Origin of the sequence: Pseudomonas granadensis (assembly GCF_900105485.1) — a bacterium.
In the GTDB taxonomy this organism is placed as follows: Bacteria; Pseudomonadota; Gammaproteobacteria; order Pseudomonadales; family Pseudomonadaceae; genus Aquipseudomonas; species Aquipseudomonas granadensis.
Window position 1 is genome coordinate 2,233,578 of the sequence record NZ_LT629778.1, and the last position, 15,725, is coordinate 2,249,302.

The 15,725-nt window shown below is 61.9% G+C and carries 16 protein-coding genes; 4 read left to right on the forward strand and 12 right to left on the reverse strand.

Going from position 1 to position 15,725, the window contains the following annotated elements:
• Positions 1-58: 58 nt before the first annotated feature.
• Positions 59-238, reverse strand: coding sequence for a con-10 family general stress protein (locus BLU52_RS09920; protein WP_090283014.1), 180 nt, complete (start codon positions 236-238; stop codon positions 59-61).
• A gap of 349 nt (positions 239-587) precedes the next feature.
• Here BLU52_RS09920 and BLU52_RS26650 point away from each other — a divergent pair, with 349 nt between their 5' ends.
• A complete protein-coding gene (locus tag BLU52_RS26650) occupies positions 588-758 on the forward strand; it encodes a general stress protein (RefSeq protein WP_157720685.1) in 171 nt (56 codons plus the stop codon).
• A gap of 20 nt (positions 759-778) precedes the next feature.
• Here BLU52_RS26650 and BLU52_RS09925 read toward each other — a convergent pair whose 3' ends face one another.
• Together BLU52_RS09925 and BLU52_RS09930 are read right to left on the reverse strand one after the other, a co-directional pair.
• A complete protein-coding gene (locus BLU52_RS09925; RefSeq protein WP_090283015.1) occupies positions 779-1,900 on the reverse strand; it encodes a carboxylate-amine ligase in 1,122 nt (373 codons plus the stop codon).
• A complete protein-coding gene (locus BLU52_RS09930) occupies positions 1,897-2,175 on the reverse strand; it encodes a hypothetical protein (RefSeq protein ID WP_090283016.1) in 279 nt (92 codons plus the stop codon). Before BLU52_RS09930 ends, BLU52_RS09925 begins: the two co-directional genes overlap by 4 nt.
• Before the next feature lie 862 nt (positions 2,176-3,037).
• Between BLU52_RS09930 and BLU52_RS09940 the strand changes: the two genes are divergently transcribed.
• Complete coding sequence (locus BLU52_RS09940) at positions 3,038-3,922, forward strand: manganese catalase family protein (RefSeq protein WP_090283018.1); 885 nt, start codon at positions 3,038-3,040, stop codon at positions 3,920-3,922.
• A gap of 101 nt (positions 3,923-4,023) precedes the next feature.
• Positions 4,024-4,533: a ferritin-like domain-containing protein gene (locus tag BLU52_RS09945; RefSeq protein ID WP_090283019.1), complete on the forward strand. Its 510-nt coding sequence runs from the start codon at positions 4,024-4,026 to the stop codon at positions 4,531-4,533.
• Positions 4,534-4,587: 54 nt separating this feature from the next.
• Here the strand turns inward: BLU52_RS09945 and BLU52_RS09950 are convergent, their stop codons facing one another.
• The gene (locus tag BLU52_RS09950; RefSeq protein ID WP_090283020.1) at positions 4,588-5,577 is read right to left on the reverse strand and encodes a ribonuclease Z; all 990 of its coding nucleotides are present in this window, start codon (positions 5,575-5,577) and stop codon (positions 4,588-4,590) included.
• 462 nt (positions 5,578-6,039) lie between these two features.
• Between BLU52_RS09950 and BLU52_RS09955 the strand changes: the two genes are divergently transcribed.
• Complete coding sequence (locus BLU52_RS09955; protein WP_090283021.1) at positions 6,040-6,270, forward strand: hypothetical protein; 231 nt, start codon at positions 6,040-6,042, stop codon at positions 6,268-6,270.
• 12 nt (positions 6,271-6,282) lie between these two features.
• Here the strand turns inward: BLU52_RS09955 and BLU52_RS09960 are convergent, their stop codons facing one another.
• The 8 genes from BLU52_RS09960 to BLU52_RS09990 all read right to left on the reverse strand — a co-directional run bounded on the left by BLU52_RS09960 (position 6,283) and on the right by BLU52_RS09990 (position 15,649).
• On the reverse strand, positions 6,283-6,816 hold the full coding sequence (locus BLU52_RS09960; protein WP_090283022.1) for a DUF4142 domain-containing protein: 534 nt from the start codon (positions 6,814-6,816) through the stop codon (positions 6,283-6,285).
• Positions 6,813-6,980 carry a hypothetical protein gene (locus tag BLU52_RS26655; RefSeq protein ID WP_157720686.1) on the reverse strand — a complete coding sequence of 56 codons (168 nt, stop codon included), beginning with the start codon at positions 6,978-6,980 and terminating at the stop codon, positions 6,813-6,815. The genes BLU52_RS09960 and BLU52_RS26655 overlap by 4 nt, the downstream gene beginning before the upstream one ends.
• A complete protein-coding gene (locus BLU52_RS09965) occupies positions 6,970-7,221 on the reverse strand; it encodes a hypothetical protein (protein ID WP_090283023.1) in 252 nt (83 codons plus the stop codon). Before BLU52_RS09965 ends, BLU52_RS26655 begins: the two co-directional genes overlap by 11 nt.
• 653 nt (positions 7,222-7,874) lie before the next feature.
• Complete coding sequence (locus tag BLU52_RS09970) at positions 7,875-9,734, reverse strand: ABC transporter ATP-binding protein (protein WP_090283024.1); 1,860 nt, start codon at positions 9,732-9,734, stop codon at positions 7,875-7,877.
• A 652-nt stretch (positions 9,735-10,386) separates the two neighbouring features.
• Positions 10,387-11,499, reverse strand: a complete 1,113-nt coding sequence (locus BLU52_RS09975; protein WP_090283025.1) for an alkene reductase — start codon at positions 11,497-11,499, stop codon at positions 10,387-10,389.
• 171 nt (positions 11,500-11,670) lie between these two features.
• Complete coding sequence (locus tag BLU52_RS09980; RefSeq protein WP_090283026.1) at positions 11,671-13,905, reverse strand: xanthine dehydrogenase family protein molybdopterin-binding subunit; 2,235 nt, start codon at positions 13,903-13,905, stop codon at positions 11,671-11,673.
• Positions 13,902-14,375, reverse strand: coding sequence for a (2Fe-2S)-binding protein (locus tag BLU52_RS09985; protein ID WP_090283027.1), 474 nt, complete (start codon positions 14,373-14,375; stop codon positions 13,902-13,904). Before BLU52_RS09985 ends, BLU52_RS09980 begins: the two co-directional genes overlap by 4 nt.
• Positions 14,372-15,649 (reverse strand): c-type cytochrome, encoded by a 1,278-nt coding sequence (locus BLU52_RS09990; RefSeq protein ID WP_090283028.1) that lies wholly within the window; start codon positions 15,647-15,649, stop codon positions 14,372-14,374. The genes BLU52_RS09985 and BLU52_RS09990 overlap by 4 nt, the downstream gene beginning before the upstream one ends.
• Positions 15,650-15,725 lie beyond the last annotated feature (76 nt).

Below are 15,725 nucleotides of genomic sequence, written 5' to 3' on the forward strand. Positions count from 1 at the left end.
GATGACCGTTCCAGCTGTTTGATTTCGAAGGGCAGCGAGGCTGCCCTTATGCCGCCGGTCAAGACGACTTACGGCCGCCACCGTGGCTGTTCTGGCCGCCTTTACGGCCTGCTTCGGAAGCTTTTTCGCGGTCATTGGCGAAGTTGCCGCCGGATGCCTGGCCGCCTTTTTTACCCGCCTCGGATGCCTTCTCGCGATCGTTGGCGAAGTTGCCCGGATTTTTATTACTTGTAGTCATGATAGCTCTCCAATATCAATTAAGGTTTTCTTAAGTTGCCCATTTGTTGCAACGGACACTTACTCGGATAACGCGGCGGGGAAAATCGTTTGAAGATTTTTTTTGGTGCCCGATGAACGGTAGTGCTCGCGATGAAACTTATACAGACTGCTGTTTCAGGTGCCGCTTCGTATAAGTTTGTCGATGTTAAATTGATAGTTTACAAGTGGCTTATAGCTTCGCTTCGTTTCGTTTAATTACCTTTCGTCAGTAGTGCGAGTGCATGGGTGGCGAGCGCAAAGTTCGGTTGATAGGGTGCAAGGGCGGCATACGAAACTGACAGTCAGGAACTGATCGCGAGGACATTGCCATGACCAGCAAGCATCAAAGCGGACATTCATTCGCCGACGATCCACAGAAAATCAAGGAGGCCGGTAAGAAGGGCGACACTGCGGTCGACGTCAAACTTGACCGAGCGGAAAAGGCACGCACGGGCGGGCAGCACAGCCATGGTGGAACCCGCACCGGCAAGGGGGACTGAAGCGATGTGTTGAAGGTCGATCAGCTGCGCGAGGTTTCCTTCAGCAGATGATCGACCACTTGCGACAGCGCAGAGCGCGGACCGGGCTGTTGCTGCAGAGCCTGGTTGAATACCGCCAGTTGTCGGTCGGCGCTGGTGCCGTCATTGACGATTCTGTGGGCGCGTTCGAACAAGGTCGGCATGCGCAGGTCGTCGGCGATTTCGGCGTAGCGTTCCTCAGCCAGCGCTAGCCACTGGCTGATTGAGCAAGGGCTGTCCTGGCCTGTGACGATAAACGTTCCATCGAGCCCCCAGCGCTTGGCGCGCCAGCGATTTTCCTCAAGTATCCAGCGTGCTGACGCGTCATAGGCTGAGCCGGGTTGCGGTTGGCTGCACGCATGCGCGACCAGTACGCGAAAGAATGCGGCGAGGGTCAGCGCATCTTCCACGCGCGGGCAGGCGTCGGTCATGCGCAGTTCCAGCGTCGGGTAGCGCACCGCCGGGCGAATGCCCCACCAGCATTGGCTGGGCTGGCTGATCACGCCGGCGCGGGTCAGAAAACCAACGTGATCGTCATAGGCCTGTTGATCGGCAAACAGCGGCGGCACGCCCATGCGCGGCCACTCGTCGCACGCAGCCTGGCGATAACTTTTGTAGCCGCTGTTGGCCCCGTCCCACAGTGGCGACGAGCAACTCAGGGCCAGCAGCAACGGTGTCCATGGCAACACTTCATTCATGATTTTGATGCGGTCGTGTTGTTCGGGTACTTCGACATGCACATGCAGGCCCGACAGCACGCTGCGCCGGGCGACGTGGCCGTAGGTGTCGAACAGTTCGTGAAAGTGCGGTTCGTCGGTGGGGATCTGTTCGCGCCAGTCAGCCAGTGGGTGACTGCCGGCGCTGAGCAGGCCGAGGCCGAAAGGTTTGAGGGTGTTGTTCAGGGCCTGACGTGCGCCGGTCAGGTAATCGCTGGCTTCGACGAAATCGGTGAATACGGGTGAAGCGATTTCGAACTGGCCCTGGAACATCTCGCTGGCAAATGATGCGCCGATGGCTTGCTGGCAAGCCTCACGAGCCTCGTGAGCAGGGGCGCCAACCATTTTGCGGGTGTGCAGGTCGGTGACGAAATATTCTTCTTCGATTCCAAAGCGCGGTTCGGTCATGGCTGGGCTCGCTGGGTATTACTGGGGCCGTGGTAGTCGTGGCCGGCGATGGCGTGCAGGTAGGCCTGGTCGGCTTCGCTGCGCAGTTCTTGCCATTCTTGCCAGGTGATGATGCCGAGGCGGTCCATTTCGTCGCATTGGCGCAGGAGTTCTTCGTGGTAGCGATCGGGGCAGTCCATGCGCAGGCTGCGGTCTTGCAATGTTCGATGCCAGGTATCGAGGGCTTGCAGGCGGGTTTGTTGTTCGGCTGTCAGCAGGTTTTTATAGGCATTCATGGGGGCTGGCTCGCGGGTTGTTTTCTTTGTGAGCGCTTGGGGTTCGTGGAGGTTCAAGGGAAGTGATGGGGCGTGTGCCTTGGCGGCCTCTGGGCTGACCAGGCTTTGGTTTGTTTTGGGTGTATATCCGTTTCTGCGGGTGTGCCGTCTGGCGGTTTCGCCCTTACGGCGAGGCACTTTTTCCAGACGCCGAAAAAGTACCCAAAAAGGCTTGGCCCCTGCGTTCGGCCCTCGCAGGCTCGGGTTCCTTCGCTCCGGGACCGATCCGGGCGCAGCGGCTACGGTTTGCTTCGCTGCACCTACTTCCGCTGTGTCTGGCTGCGCCAGACGGTCGCTGCGCTCCCACGCCCGGATCGATCCCTCCACTCAGCCTGCCGATGGGGCCGGTTAGGCAAGATCAAAAGCACGCGAGCTGGCGCTCATTGTTGAGTGGTTAGAAGCGGGGGGTTGGCGTGGGGTTTGTGGTGGCTTCGGCCCTCACCCCAGCCCTCTCCCAGAGGGAGAGGGAGCCGATTTTTGTTGGCTTCGAAGTTTCAGGACGACTCGGTATTTCTTGTCGGCGCGGCTCTCGCGTCCACCACGGTCAGTTCCCTCTCCGTCCGGGAGAGGGCTAGGGTGAGGGGCTCTTGATTTTGCTGTGTCTTTTGTCCGATTTGCACTGGTAAAACCGCTGCTTTCAATGAAGCAAATCGCGCAAACAAGCGAACCCGCACCTCCCGTTTCGCTTGTTCCCGCGACATAACCATTTGTCCTGAACCCGAATATTTTTTGAAATTTTCTCCGCAGCCAATGCTTCACAAAGGAGTGGGCAGTGACTTAACCGTTGAGAACGCCACACTCATTCAGACTGAGGAGATTTGTCATGTTTCTACATAACAAGCGACTTCAATACACCGTTCGTGTTGCGCAACCCAATCCCGGGCTTGCGAATTTGCTGCTGGAGCAGTTCGGGGGGGCGCAGGGTGAGTTGGCGGCGGCTACGCGCTATTTCACTCAGGCGTTGGCTGAGGATGATCCGGGGCGCAAGGATTTGCTGCTGGACATTGCCACCGAGGAGCTGAGCCATCTGGAGGTGATCGGTTCGATCATCGTCATGCTTAACAAGGGCGCCAAGGGCAAGATGGCTGAGGGCGTGGAAGAAGAGGGTGAGTTGTATCGTTCGTTGAACGGTGCCGGTAACGACTCGCACATCACCAGCCTGTTGTATGGCGGGGGGGCGCCGTTGACCAATTCGGCGGGTGTGCCTTGGAGCGCGGCGTATGTCGACACCATCGGCGAGCCGACGGCGGATATGCGTTCCAACATCGCGGCTGAAGCGCGGGCGAAGATTGTTTATGAGCGGTTGATGAACGTGACGGACGATCCCGGCGTGAAAGAAGCGCTGGGCTTCTTGATGACCCGTGAAATCGCGCACCAGTTGTCCTTTGAAAAAGCCCTGCATGCGATTCAGCCGAACTTCCCGCAGGGCAAGAAACCCGGCATGCCGGAGTTCACCAACGTCTACTTCAACATGTCCCATGGCACCGAGAGCATGCGCGGGCCATGGAATCAGGGTGACGATTGGGAGTTTGTCGAAAGCCCAACGCCAGCGGTGGATGGCGGCGATGGTCTGGCGACGGTCGAGCTGGACAGTGCTGACGAAGCGCTGCTGGAAAAAATGAAAACCCGCACCATGTCCGACCCCAACAGCGAGCCGGTGACCGGCGCGGATCTGGGCGCCGGTACGCAGGTTCCGCCGTCGCTGTGACAGCGCGACACTGCCCGCCGAACCCCGCTCAAGCGCGCCACATCATCTCGTGGCGCGCTTGAGCGGGACCACTGTGAAACCATCAAGAAGAGGATTCAATCATGGCCACTCCACAGGAAAATCTGCTCGACTGGCTGCGTGACGCCCATGCCATGGAGCAACAGGCCGAGCAAATGCTCAAGGCGCAATCCAAGCGCCTCGAACACTACCCGCAACTGAAAGCGCGGATCGACCAGCACATTGAAGAAACTCTTGGTCAGCAGAAACTCATCGATGAATGCCTGCAACGTTTGGGTGGCGATTCGTCGACGATCAAGGATCTGGGCGGCAAGTTGATGGCCTTCGGTCAGGCCGTGGGTGGCTCGTTGATGAGCGATGAGGTGATCAAGGGCGCGATGGCCGGTTACGTGTTCGAAAACATGGAAATCGCCAGCTACACCGTGCTGATTGCTGCCGCCGAAGCGGCGGGTGACACCCAGACGAAAAAGGCTTGTGAGTCGATTCTGCCGCAGGAAGTGGCCATGGCCGACTGGCTGCTCAAGCACCTGCCGCAGCTGACCGAGGCGTTTCTGGCTCGCTCGGCTGACCCCGACAAGGAAGCCAAGAAGTAACCCCACCGTGGAACCGGAACGTCCGTTCGCCAGGCGAGCGGACGTTTTTATTTTTCATTTATCGTGCGAGCGGGGCAGAGGGTTTCGCATCACCGGCTGCAACTGACCGTGCTGATCAAAGTGATAGCGCTGCAGGTCGCGCGCCAGAATCAATTGCCCGTTGTACAGCGCTGCCGCCTCGCTGCGCACGTCTTCGATCGACGGATGTTGCGCCGGGTTGGCCTGGTAGCGTGCGCTGAAGTGCGTCAACACCAGATTGCGCACGCCCACCGCTTCGGCAAAACCGGCGACCGCTGCGGCGCTGCTATGGCCGTAGCTGGCGCGGGTTTTATCGATGGCCGCCTGGATGAACGTCGCCTCATGCACCAGTACATCGGCTGAAGCGGCAACTTCCGCCAGCAGTTCCGGGCGGTCGTTGTCGCCACAGACAATGATGCGCTGGGGCGGACGAGCCCTCAGTAAATAGTCCTGCGCGCGCAGCCAGCGCCCGTCGTGCAGCACATCCTGGCCGTGGGCGAGTTCGCCCCACAGCGGACCGCGTTTGATGCCTTCAGCGTCGAGCCGTTGCACATCCAGACGCGGCGCCGGATCGGCTTCGGTGAAGACATAACCGTGACACGGCACGCGGTGCGACAGCTCGACCGTGCTGACCTCGACGTTGCCGTTACGCCAATGCTCGAGCGACTCGACGGCGTGCAGATGGATTTCGAAGGGCAGATGCGACTGGGTCACCGCGAGGCTCAACGTCAGCCACGGATGCAGCGCCGCCGGGAGGATGATATCCAGCGGCCGCGATCGTCCGGACATCCCAGTGCTCGCCAGCAATCCGGGCAAGCCAAGGCAATGGTCAGCGTGCACATGGGTGATGAAAATGCCCCGTAGTTCACTCAGTGACAACGGCGTGCGCAGCACTTGATGCTGCGTGCCCTCACCACAATCGATCAGATACCAGCCTCGGCCCGACGCCTCGATCAATGCCGTGGCGCTGACATTGCGCTCTCGGGTCGGCACGCCGGCGGAGGTGCCCAGAAACAACAAGTCCACGATAGTGTTCTCTCGCAATCATCAGTTGAAACGCATATGACGCAATGGCCATGGGTTGTCGTCATCGACCGGCGCTTGCGTCCGGGAGTTCCGCGCTCGCAGCGGTGGCCAGTCGTTGTATGTCCTGTTGCTCTAACGCCAAAAATCAAAGGCCCCTCATCGGAACGCCGCCCGCCTATCCCTCTCCCGGAGGGAGAGGGGACTGACCGAAGTGAATGGGCGAGGTTTGCCACGTTGCGATATCGAGTCGAACTCCAGTTCGGAACAGCCCACAAATCGGCTCCCTCTCCTGGGGAAGAGGGCTGGGCGGGCGGCGTTCCGATGAGGGGAAGCCACACCACTCCACCGAAGCCTTACGCCAAAACCCGCAGCAATGAACAAACAACCCAACCAAAAAAAATCGAACGCTGACCCAACCACAACGTCCATCGCCATAAGCCCCCAAAAAAACCGGAGAACCCAATGAGCAGTTACCCAATGGACGAAACCGATTCAGACCACCGCAACCGCCAGCTCGGCCAGGCCTTGGGGCTGGACGCCGACGAGGTCGAACTCTGGGTCAGCGCTATCGAAGAAGACGGCAGCGGCATGGGCTACGTCGTGCACTTTTCCGACGAAACCCCGGTCGATGTTCTCGCCAAAGTCCAGGGGCTGGGCGACGACATGTTCATCAACGTTGGCCCCATCGACTGACAGCGCCGCCGCTCAAGGCCTGGTCGGCGCAATCAGTTTCCCGGCTGAAGGCTTGAGTTTTTCCTGAAGAGCCTTCGCCGTCTGCGCCTGCTTTTCGATGCCTGGCAGCGCTGATTTCGCGAAGGCCTTGAGCTGCGGGTTTTCCGAAGACATCGCCTCTTTCTTGAACAGCATGACCTTCTGCTCGAGGGTCTCGGCCTGGCTGTCGATGTAGGTGCGATCGAAGGATTCATCGCGCGATTCGAGGCGTAGTTGCTTGGCTTGTCCGGCGGTCGAAGGTTCGGCCGGCACGTCCATCTTCAAGGTTTGCCCGAGCTGCTGCAGTTTCGGATAGAAGCGGTCGTGGTCAGCGATCATGGTTTTGGCGAAGTCCCTGACTTCGGGCAGTGCACTGTTTTCCATGGCTATCCGAGAGGCGTTGTTCTGGAACAGGCTCTGTTGCGCCGCTTCTTCGACGAAGGCATTGAGTGTGACGGCGTAACACAGAGTGATGGTCTGCAGGCTCAGGAGCAGCGTGGCGATGGCTTTTACTGCGAGCTTGTTCATGTCCGGCCAACCTCCGGGTCACGTTCTTTATCCGCAGGGCCGGGGGTTACGCGGGCGCCTTGTTGGTGGTCGTTGTTTTCGCGGCGTACGCGTTGATCGTCGGTCAGGCCGTCGGCTTCGGTGTTCGGCGTGGTTGGGGCTTGGTTGGGTTTTTCACCGGTCATGGTTGATTCCTGAGTGGCTTGAATTGGCTGTGACGGCGGTCACTGAGCGGGTGTAGGCCGCGGTGGCGATTTCGATCAGGGTGTTGCGTTCGGGGGTATTGATGATCCCGCGGCTGCGGTAGTCGTCGGCGAGCCGGAGCAGTTCGTCGTAGCGGTCTTCGGGTTCGCTGAAGGTGTTGGTGGTGTTGGTCAGCAGGTCGTGCCATTGGCTGTAGGCGAGCATTTTGGTTTCGTTGTACATGGCTTTTCTCCTCGGCCTTTGTTGGGTAGAGGAGGGGCCTTGGCGGGGTGTTCCCTGGGGGCGACGTACGGTTGGTTTTGGTTCTTTTGGGTGTTTGGTATTGGGTGAATATCCGTTGCTGCGGTAACGGCGGCTTAGGGTTCCGCCCTTACGGCGGGTCACCTTTTTCAAACGCCAAAAAGGTAACCCAAAACGCTTGCTCCTGCGTTCGGCCCTCGCAGGCTCGGGTCCCTTCGCTCCGGGATTGATCCGGGCGCAGCGGCTACGGTTTGCTTCACTGCACCTACTTCCGCTGTGTACGACTGCGTCGTACGGTCGCTGCGCTCCCACACCCGGATCAATCCCTCCACTCAGCCTTCCGACGTCGCCGGTGACGCAAGATCAAGATCAAAAGCACTCGAGCTGGCGCTCATTGTTGAGTGGTTAGAAGCGTTTGTTCGGCTTGGGGTTTGTGGTGTGGCTGCCCCTCACCCCAGCCCTCTCCCCTTGGAGAGGGAGCCGATCTGCGTTGGCTTTAAATTGAGTACAACTCGGTATTTCAGGTTTGCGTACTACTCCTGTTCACCGCGGTCAGTCCCCTCTCCCTCCGGGAGAGGGATAGGCGGGCGGCGTTCCGATGAGGGGCCTTTGACTTTGCTTCTAAAATCGCCAGATCACGCCTGATCCACCGTCGCGGCAAACCCCTGATCTTCGCCCAGAAACCCGCCGCTCTGATGCTGCCACAACCTCGCATAAATTCCGTTTCTGGCCAGCAGTTCGGCATGGGTGCCTTGTTCGATGATGCGGCCTTCGTCCATGACAATAAGCCGGTCCATGGCGGCGATGGTGGAGAGGCGGTGGGCGATGGCGATGACGGTTTTGCCTTGCATCATTTCGTCGAGGCTTTCCTGGATCGCCACTTCGACTTCGGAGTCGAGGGCGCTGGTGGCTTCGTCGAGCAGCAGGATCGGGGCGTTTTTCAGCATAACTCGGGCGATGGCGATGCGTTGGCGCTGGCCGCCGGAGAGTTTGATGCCGCGCTCGCCGACCAGGGTGTCGTAGCCGCTGTGGCCCTGGCGGTCGCTCAGTTGGTTGATGAAGCCGTCGGCCTGGGCGTTGGCGGCGGCGCGGTGGATGTCTGCGTCGCTGGCGTCGGGGCGGCCGTAGGCGATGTTGTCGCGGATCGAGCGGTGCAGCAGCGAGGTGTCCTGGGTGACCATGCCGATGGCGCTGCGCAGGCTGTCCTGGGTCACTTCGGCGATGTTCTGGCCGTCGATGCGGATCTGCCCGCTGTCGACGTCGTAGAAGCGCAGCAGCAGGTTGATCAGCGTTGATTTGCCGGCGCCGGAGCGGCCGACCAGGCCAATTTTTTCCCCGGCGCGAATGTGCAGGCTCAAGCCGTCGAGGACCTGACGTTCGCCGTTGTAATTGAAGCTGACGTCGTCGAACGTCACCGCGCCGCCGCCAGGTACCAGCACGCCGGCGTTCGGTGCGTCCTGGACTTTCGGGCCGCGGGTGAGGGTGGCCATGCCGTCCTGCACGGTGCCGATGTTCTCGAACAGCGAGGTCATCTGCCACATGATCCAGTGCGACATGCCGTTGATGCGCAAGGCCATGGCGGTGATCGCCGCGACCGCGCCTGCGCCGACCTGGCCCTGGTGCCAGAGCCACAGGGCATAGCCGCCGGCGCCGATGATCAGCGCGACCACCAGGGCCTGGTTGACGATCTCGAACTGACTGACCAGACGCATCTGGCGAAACCCGGTGAGTTTGAAATCTTCCATTGCCGCGCGGGCGAAATGCGCTTCGCGTTTTGAATGCGAAAACAGTTTCACCGTGGTGATGTTGGTGTAGGCGTCGGCGATGCGCCCGGTCATCGATGAGCGCGCATCGGCCTGTTCCTGGCCGACTTTGCCCAGGCGTGGCACGAAGTACACCATCGCCAGCGCGAACAGCGCGACCCAGGCAATGAAGGGCAGCATCAGCTTCAGGGCGAAGCCGCCAGCGAGGGCGATGATGGCGATGAAATACACGCCGATGCCGGGGGCAATTTCGATCAAGGTGAACAGCACTTCGCGCACCGCCAGCGCGGTTTGCATGACCTTGGTGGTGACTCGGCCGGAAAATTCATCGGAGAAGAACGACAGGCTTTGCCGCAGCATCAAGCGGTGAAAATCCCAGCGCAGGCGCAGCGGCAGGTTGATCGCCAGGATCTGGTGCTGAACCATCGTGCGCAGCGCAACCAGCACGATGCTCACCAGCAGGACGATGCCGATGCCCCACAGCACGCGGCTTTCTTCGGCACTGACGCCGCCACCGGCCTGCCAGGTCGAGAGCAGGTCGACCACCTGGCCGAGGAAGGAAAACAGCCACGCTTCGTAGATCGACACACCGGCGCTGAGCAGGGCCAGCGCGAGGATATAGCCGCGCGCGCCGCGGGTGCACGCCCACAGAAAACGCGTCAGGCCCACCGGCGGTGGCGGCAATTCGTCAGGCGGGAAGGGATCGAGTCTACGTTCAAACACGCGAAGCATTGCGCACTCCGAAAAGGATCAAGGTCGGGGGATTCTGCCATTTAACGGCGGCCTTGAGGGTTTGCCGGTCGATGTCAGGTCATCTGAACTGACCCTGAAACGGGGCCGCAGTGCCAATTGATTGCTCTTGCCGGGTACGCATTGACGCTTTCCTTGCCCAGTGTGTGCTGCAATTGATGAACAAGATCAAAAGCCCCTCGCCCTAGCCCTCTCCCGGAGGGAGAGGGGACTGATCGGGGTGAATGCGATAATCACGCCGACCTGAAATACCGAGTCGTACGCAGTTTCCGAAAAGCCCACAAATCGGCTCCCTCTCCCTCGGGAGAGGGCTGGGCGGGCGGCGTTCCGATGAGGGGCAGCCACACCACAAATCCCCAGCCAACCACCCGCTTCTAACCACTCAACAATGAGCGCCAGCTCGAGTGCTCTTGATCTTGCCTAACCGGCGACATCGGAAGGGACCCCGAGCTTGCGAGGGGCCGCACGTAGGAGCAAGCCTTTTTGGGTACTTTTTCGGCGTCTGGAAAAAGTGCCTCGCCGTAAGGGCGAAACCGCCAGCCGCAACACCAAAAAAAACGGATATTCACACAACCCAACCACAGCATGGCCGGCCCAAAGGCCGCCAAGTCACAAAAAACGCGCCGCCCCCCGCTCAGGCATGAAACGGATAATCCACGTACCCGCGCTCATCGCCACCAAAGAAACTGCTCGGGTCCGGCGTGTTCAGCGGCAGGCTTTCGCGGATCCGCCGCGGCAGGTCCGGATTGGCCAAAAAAGGCCGGCCAAACGCGATGATGTCGGCACGCCCCGAGCGCAACGCCTGCTCGGCAGACTCGGCGTCGTAGCCGCCCGCAAGGATCAGCACGCCTTTCCAGATTCCGCGCAATTGCGCAATGATCGCGTCCCAGCGCGGGTCGAAATTCTCGTCCTTGACCGTGCCGACCATCGCCGGCTCGACCAGGTGCAGATACGCCAGATTCCAACGATTGAGCGCATTGACCAGATAGCCAAACGTGGCCTCTGGGGTGTCGTCGCCCATGCCCATGAAGCGCCCCATCGGCGTCAGGCGTACGCCGACGCGTTCGGCCCCCACTTCGTCGGCCACGGCCGCCACCACTTCGAGCAACAGACGCGCGCGATTCTCGACGCTGCCGCCGTAGGCGTCGTCGCGCTGATTGCTGTTGCTGTTGAGGAACTGATCGAGCAGGTAGCCGTTGCCCGCATGAATCTCCACGCCGTCCATCCCGGCACGAATGGCATTGCGCGCAGCGCGGCGATAGTCCTCGACGATGGCGGCGATTTCTGCGGTTTCGAGGGCGCGCGGTACCGGCACATCACCCCAGACACCGTTGCCGTGTTCATCTACGATGAAGGTCTTGCCGGGCACCGGCAGTGCGCTCGGTGCGACGGGCAGGCCGGCGTCCGGTTGAAAGCTCGGGTGCGAGACGCGGCCGACGTGCCACAGCTGCATGAAAATCAGCCCGCCAGCGCCATGCACCGCGCCGCTGACTTCGCGCCAGGCCGCGACCTGCTCATCGCTGTAAATGCCCGGCGTCCATGCGTAACCCTGGGCCTGGCGGGAGATCTGCGTGGCTTCAGTGATGATCAGCGCAGCGCTGGCACGTTGGCGGTAGTACTCGGCGTTCATCGCCGTCGGCACGTCGCCCGGCTGGCCGGCGCGCGAGCGGGTCAGCGGTGCCATGGCGACGCGATGGGCGAGGGTATAAGGGCCGAGGGTGACGGGTTGAAACAGGCGGCGGGTCATGGGCAACTCCAGAAATTTAGCGATTGGATTCAGGCGCGACAGCCGGGCAGCGCACGCGGTAGAGCTACGTTAACCGGGCCGGGCGGGGGTGATAATTGGTGGGCAGCGCTACGCTGTTTTGCGTCTGGCGCAACGGCGCCCGCGTTCATTGGCGATGAACGCGGGCGGTGCTCAGGAGGGTTGGGTCGAACGGCTCAGCGGCAGGTTCAGCCAGCGCCGGCCGGTGGCATTGGCGACGGCATTGCCGAGCGCAGCGGCCATCGGCCCCTGGACAATTTCGGCGGCGCCGAGGAACGGTTCGCCAGGCTGGTCGAGCAGATGCACATCGACTTTTTTCGGCAGTTGCGTGAAGCGCAGGATCGGATAGCCGCTCCAGTCGTAACTGCGAATGCCGCCCGCGTCGTAGGCGACTTTCTCGTACAGCGTCCAGCTCGCCGACTGCACGATGCCGCCCTCGACCTGATTGCGCAGGCCGTCAGGGCTGACGATCTGGCCGACATCCACCGCCGTCACCACATGCTCGATGCGTACTTCGCCGGTTTGCGGATGCACCCGCAGGCGCACGGCGAGGGCGCAATAACCCATGATGTTTTTGTAGCGGGCGAAGGCAAAACCGATGCCGGCCCCGGGCTCGGAATTCTTGTGCGGCCAGTCGATGGCATCGCGCACCCGCTCGATCACCGCACGCGCGCGCGGGTCGGTCAGATGTGCCAGACGCAGCGCCACCGGATCAAGGCCAGCCTTGTTCGCCAGCTCATCAATGCTCGCCTCAATCGCGAAAATATTGATGTGCGCGCCGAGCGAGCGCATCGCCGAGGTGCGAAAAGGCATGGCAGTAACGAAGTTCATGTTGATCCGCGTCGCACCGAGGTCATACAGCGGCACGGCGTTGCGGTCGCCGTCGCCTTCGGGCTGGGCGATCGGCACCGAGGGCGCCGAGGCGAACGGCTGCGCCAACAGACGCGCCGGCAGCAGGCGCCCGGCATTGACGATGCGCTCGTTGTGCGGCGTGGTCCACAGCTCGTAGTGCCAGTCCTGCAGGCGATTGTTCGCCAGGCCGACGTCGACCTCGGCCACCATCGCCGAGCTGTACGGTTCCCAGAGATTTTCCTGCTCGCGCATCCACTGCACGCGCACCGGCGTGCCGGGAACGCGCATGGCGATCAACGCGGCGTCGGCGGCGGCATCGTCGGCACCGTTGTGGCCGTAACAGCCGGAGCCCTCGGTGTGGATGCAGCGCACCCGCTCCGGCGGCAGACGTAGCATCTCGGCGATGCCGGCGCGCAGCGGATAGACGCCTTGGGTATGCGTCCACACGGTCAGCACGCCGTCCTTGAACCAGGCCACGGCGCAGGACGGACCGATCGAACCGTGCATCAGGTATTGCTTGGTCACCCGCGCCTTGAAACGCGTTTCACCGGCGTTATTCAGGTCGCCATTGTTGCTGATCGGGTAGCGCCGTGAAGGCAGGCGCTTGAGCAAGGCATGGATATTTTCGGCCTCGGGAATCCCATCGCCGCCACGCCAGCGTGCGACCTCGCTGGCGCTGCGCATGGCCTTGATTGCTTGCCATTCGTCACGGGCAAGCACAGCGAGATAACTGCCGTCGCGGATTACCTTGACCACCCCGGCCAGTGCTTCAATGGCCCGCGCATCGAACGCCTCCAGTGTGCAACCCGGACGCGGCGGGCGAATCACCCGCGCGTAAAGCATGCCGGGCAAGCGCATGTCCTGGACGAACGCGGCGCCGCCGCTGACTTTTGCCGGAATATCCAGACGCGGCAGCGAATGCCCGATCAGCTTGAAATCCGCCGCTGGCAGGCTCGGCGATTGCGCCTTGGCGTATTGGTGCACATCGACGTTGCTGACCGCCTCGGCGTAACTCATGCGTTGCCCGGCCGGCCCTTCGATCATCGCATCAGCGGTAGTCAGCTGCGCCGGGTCAACCTGCCAGTGGCGCGCGGCGGAATCCACCAGCATCTCGCGTACTTGCGCGGCGGCATGGAACAGCGCGGTGCCGCTGTCGAAAATGCTGTGACTGCCGGCGGTGTAGCCTTCGTTGGGTGTCAGCGCGGTGTCGGCGGTGAGCAGGTTGATCGCACTGGCCGGCACTTGCAGGCGCTCGGCGGCGATTTGCAGCAACGCGGTTTTCACTCCGGTGCCCAGCTCGACCTTGCCGGTGTACACGGTGATGCCGTCGGCGTCGATGCGAATCCACGCGTCGAGGTAGGGATTGGTGCGCAGGCTGCCCGGCAGATCCGGCGCGAGCACCACGGTGCCGAGCGTGTCGACTTCAGTGTCGGCCAGCGCCCGCCGCGCCATCGGCACCAGGGTGAAGGCCATCAGCAATGCGCCGCCGCGCAGGAATGCCCGACGGCTCGGATTCAGACCGGTTGATTCGCTCATGACCGGCTCCCGTGTTGCCCGGCGACCAGGCTGATCGCCTCGATGATGCGCAAATGCGTGCCACAGCGGCACAGATTGCCGGCCATGTGCTCGCGGATGGTTTGCTCATCCGGGTGAGGATTTTGTTCCAGCAACGCTTGTGCACGCATCAGCATGCCGGCAATGCAGTAACCGCATTGCGCCGCCTGTTTCTCGATGAAGGCCGCTTGCAGCGGGCCCGGTTTCTCCGCACTGCCGAGGCTTTCCACGGTGCGGATCTGCTTGCCTTGCAGACCCGCGCAGGGCGTCAGACAGGCGAACACCGGTTGGTCATCGACGATCACCGTGCAGGCGCCGCACTGACCCAGACCACAGCCGTACTTGGCGCCATTCAGGTTCAGATGATTACGCAGCGCATACAGCAGCGGCATGTCCGGCTCCAGCTCCAATGCCTGGGCGGCGCCGTTGACGTTGAGGGTGATCTGGCTCATTTGGTCTCCTGACGTAATGCTTCGATAGTGGACGAGAGGTCTGCCCAAGGCTGGTCTGGGCGCACCTGCTGGCGCAGATACACGGCCAGTGCGGCGAGCTGGCGGTTGTCGAGGCTGGCGGCGAACCCGGGCATTTGCGGTCCGGGCGAACCGGGCGTGGCCGGCAGCCCTTCGAGTACGGTCTTGAGGAAATTGCGCGAACTGGCCGCGTGCAGCGCCGAGGTGCTCTCCAGCGGCGGCCGCCCGTCGATCTCGCGCATCGGCGCGGCGCGACCATGGCAGCCAGCGCAGGCACTGGTAAACAGCAGTGCGCCTTGGGCAGTGGATGCAGGGTCGATCGGCGTTGGCGCCGTGGTTTCGGTAACGGTCGGCGGCTGCTCCAGGCTCAGCAGATACTCGGCAATCGCATCGGCTTCGCTGGCCGGCAGACGCGCCAGACTCAGGCTGACCGGGCGCATCGGGCCAGCCGCAGTGCCGTGACCGGCGACTACATTGGCACGCAGATAATCGACCAGTTGCTCGCGGTTCCACGGATTCGCCCGTTGCCCCAGACCGACCAGCGCCGGAGCGTCCCAGCCGTCGACGCTGCCGCCGTGCAGGTACTCGGAGGATTTTTCCGCGCCGATCAGGTTCAGCGGCGAATGGCAGCCGGCGCAATGTCCCGGTCCGTCGACTAGATAGCGCCCGCGATTCCACGCCGCGCTGTGTTCGGCCAATGGCGTTAGCGGTTCGCCGTGAAGAAACAGCAGGTTCCAGTACGACACCAGCGGACGAATGTTCATCGGGAAATTCATCTGATTCTGCCGCGCCGGCGCCTGCACGGCGGGGCCGCTCATCAGGTAGGCATAGGCATCGGCGATGTCCTCGGTGTTCATGCGCCGGTAGTGCACGTAGGGAAACGCCGGGTAGAGGAAATGCCCGTCACGCGCTATGCCCTGGCGCATCGCCCGTTCGAAGGCCGGCAGCGACCATTGGCCGATGCCGGTCTGCGCATCCGGGGTGATGTTGGTGCTGTACAGGGTGCCGAACGGCGTTACCAGCGGCAGTCCGCCAGCCAGATATTCACCGCCGGGGCGGGTATGGCAGACCGCGCAATCGCCGGCTTCGACGACTCGCGCACCGCGATGGATCTGCGCCGTATCGAATATCGGAGGGCGCTCGATCGGCGCGATCGCCGGGCGCCACATCAACAGCGCTGCGGCGATCAGCGCCACTGCCGCCAACAACGCTACGGCGATCCAGAAGGTGCGGGATTTCAGCCAGGGCAGGTTCATCAGAGTGACCCCGGCACAGGGCAAAACAGCGGGGGGGAAGGATGGCGAGTCATGCGAAGCTCCTTGTGACGACCGG

What these genes read in the sequence shown, in the direction of transcription:
- BLU52_RS09920 (WP_090283014.1), bottom strand. Translation starts at nt 238, where the DNA reads ATGACTACAAGTAATAAAAATCCGGGCAACTTCGCCAACGATCGCGAG.
- BLU52_RS26650 (WP_157720685.1), top strand. Translation starts at nt 588, where the DNA reads ATGACCAGCAAGCATCAAAGCGGACATTCATTCGCCGACGATCCACAG.
- BLU52_RS09925 (WP_090283015.1), bottom strand. Translation starts at nt 1,900, where the DNA reads ATGACCGAACCGCGCTTTGGAATCGAAGAAGAATATTTCGTCACCGAC.
- BLU52_RS09930 (WP_090283016.1), bottom strand. Translation starts at nt 2,175, where the DNA reads ATGAATGCCTATAAAAACCTGCTGACAGCCGAACAACAAACCCGCCTG.
- BLU52_RS09940 (WP_090283018.1), top strand. Translation starts at nt 3,038, where the DNA reads ATGTTTCTACATAACAAGCGACTTCAATACACCGTTCGTGTTGCGCAA.
- BLU52_RS09945 (WP_090283019.1), top strand. Translation starts at nt 4,024, where the DNA reads ATGGCCACTCCACAGGAAAATCTGCTCGACTGGCTGCGTGACGCCCAT.
- BLU52_RS09955 (WP_090283021.1), top strand. Translation starts at nt 6,040, where the DNA reads ATGAGCAGTTACCCAATGGACGAAACCGATTCAGACCACCGCAACCGC.
- BLU52_RS09960 (WP_090283022.1), bottom strand. Translation starts at nt 6,816, where the DNA reads ATGAACAAGCTCGCAGTAAAAGCCATCGCCACGCTGCTCCTGAGCCTG.
- BLU52_RS26655 (WP_157720686.1), bottom strand. Translation starts at nt 6,980, where the DNA reads ATGACCGGTGAAAAACCCAACCAAGCCCCAACCACGCCGAACACCGAA.
- BLU52_RS09965 (WP_090283023.1), bottom strand. Translation starts at nt 7,221, where the DNA reads ATGTACAACGAAACCAAAATGCTCGCCTACAGCCAATGGCACGACCTG.
- BLU52_RS09970 (WP_090283024.1), bottom strand. Translation starts at nt 9,734, where the DNA reads ATGCTTCGCGTGTTTGAACGTAGACTCGATCCCTTCCCGCCTGACGAA.
- BLU52_RS09975 (WP_090283025.1), bottom strand. Translation starts at nt 11,499, where the DNA reads ATGACCCGCCGCCTGTTTCAACCCGTCACCCTCGGCCCTTATACCCTC.
- BLU52_RS09980 (WP_090283026.1), bottom strand. Translation starts at nt 13,905, where the DNA reads ATGAGCGAATCAACCGGTCTGAATCCGAGCCGTCGGGCATTCCTGCGC.
- BLU52_RS09985 (WP_090283027.1), bottom strand. Translation starts at nt 14,375, where the DNA reads ATGAGCCAGATCACCCTCAACGTCAACGGCGCCGCCCAGGCATTGGAG.
- BLU52_RS09990 (WP_090283028.1), bottom strand. Translation starts at nt 15,649, where the DNA reads ATGAACCTGCCCTGGCTGAAATCCCGCACCTTCTGGATCGCCGTAGCG.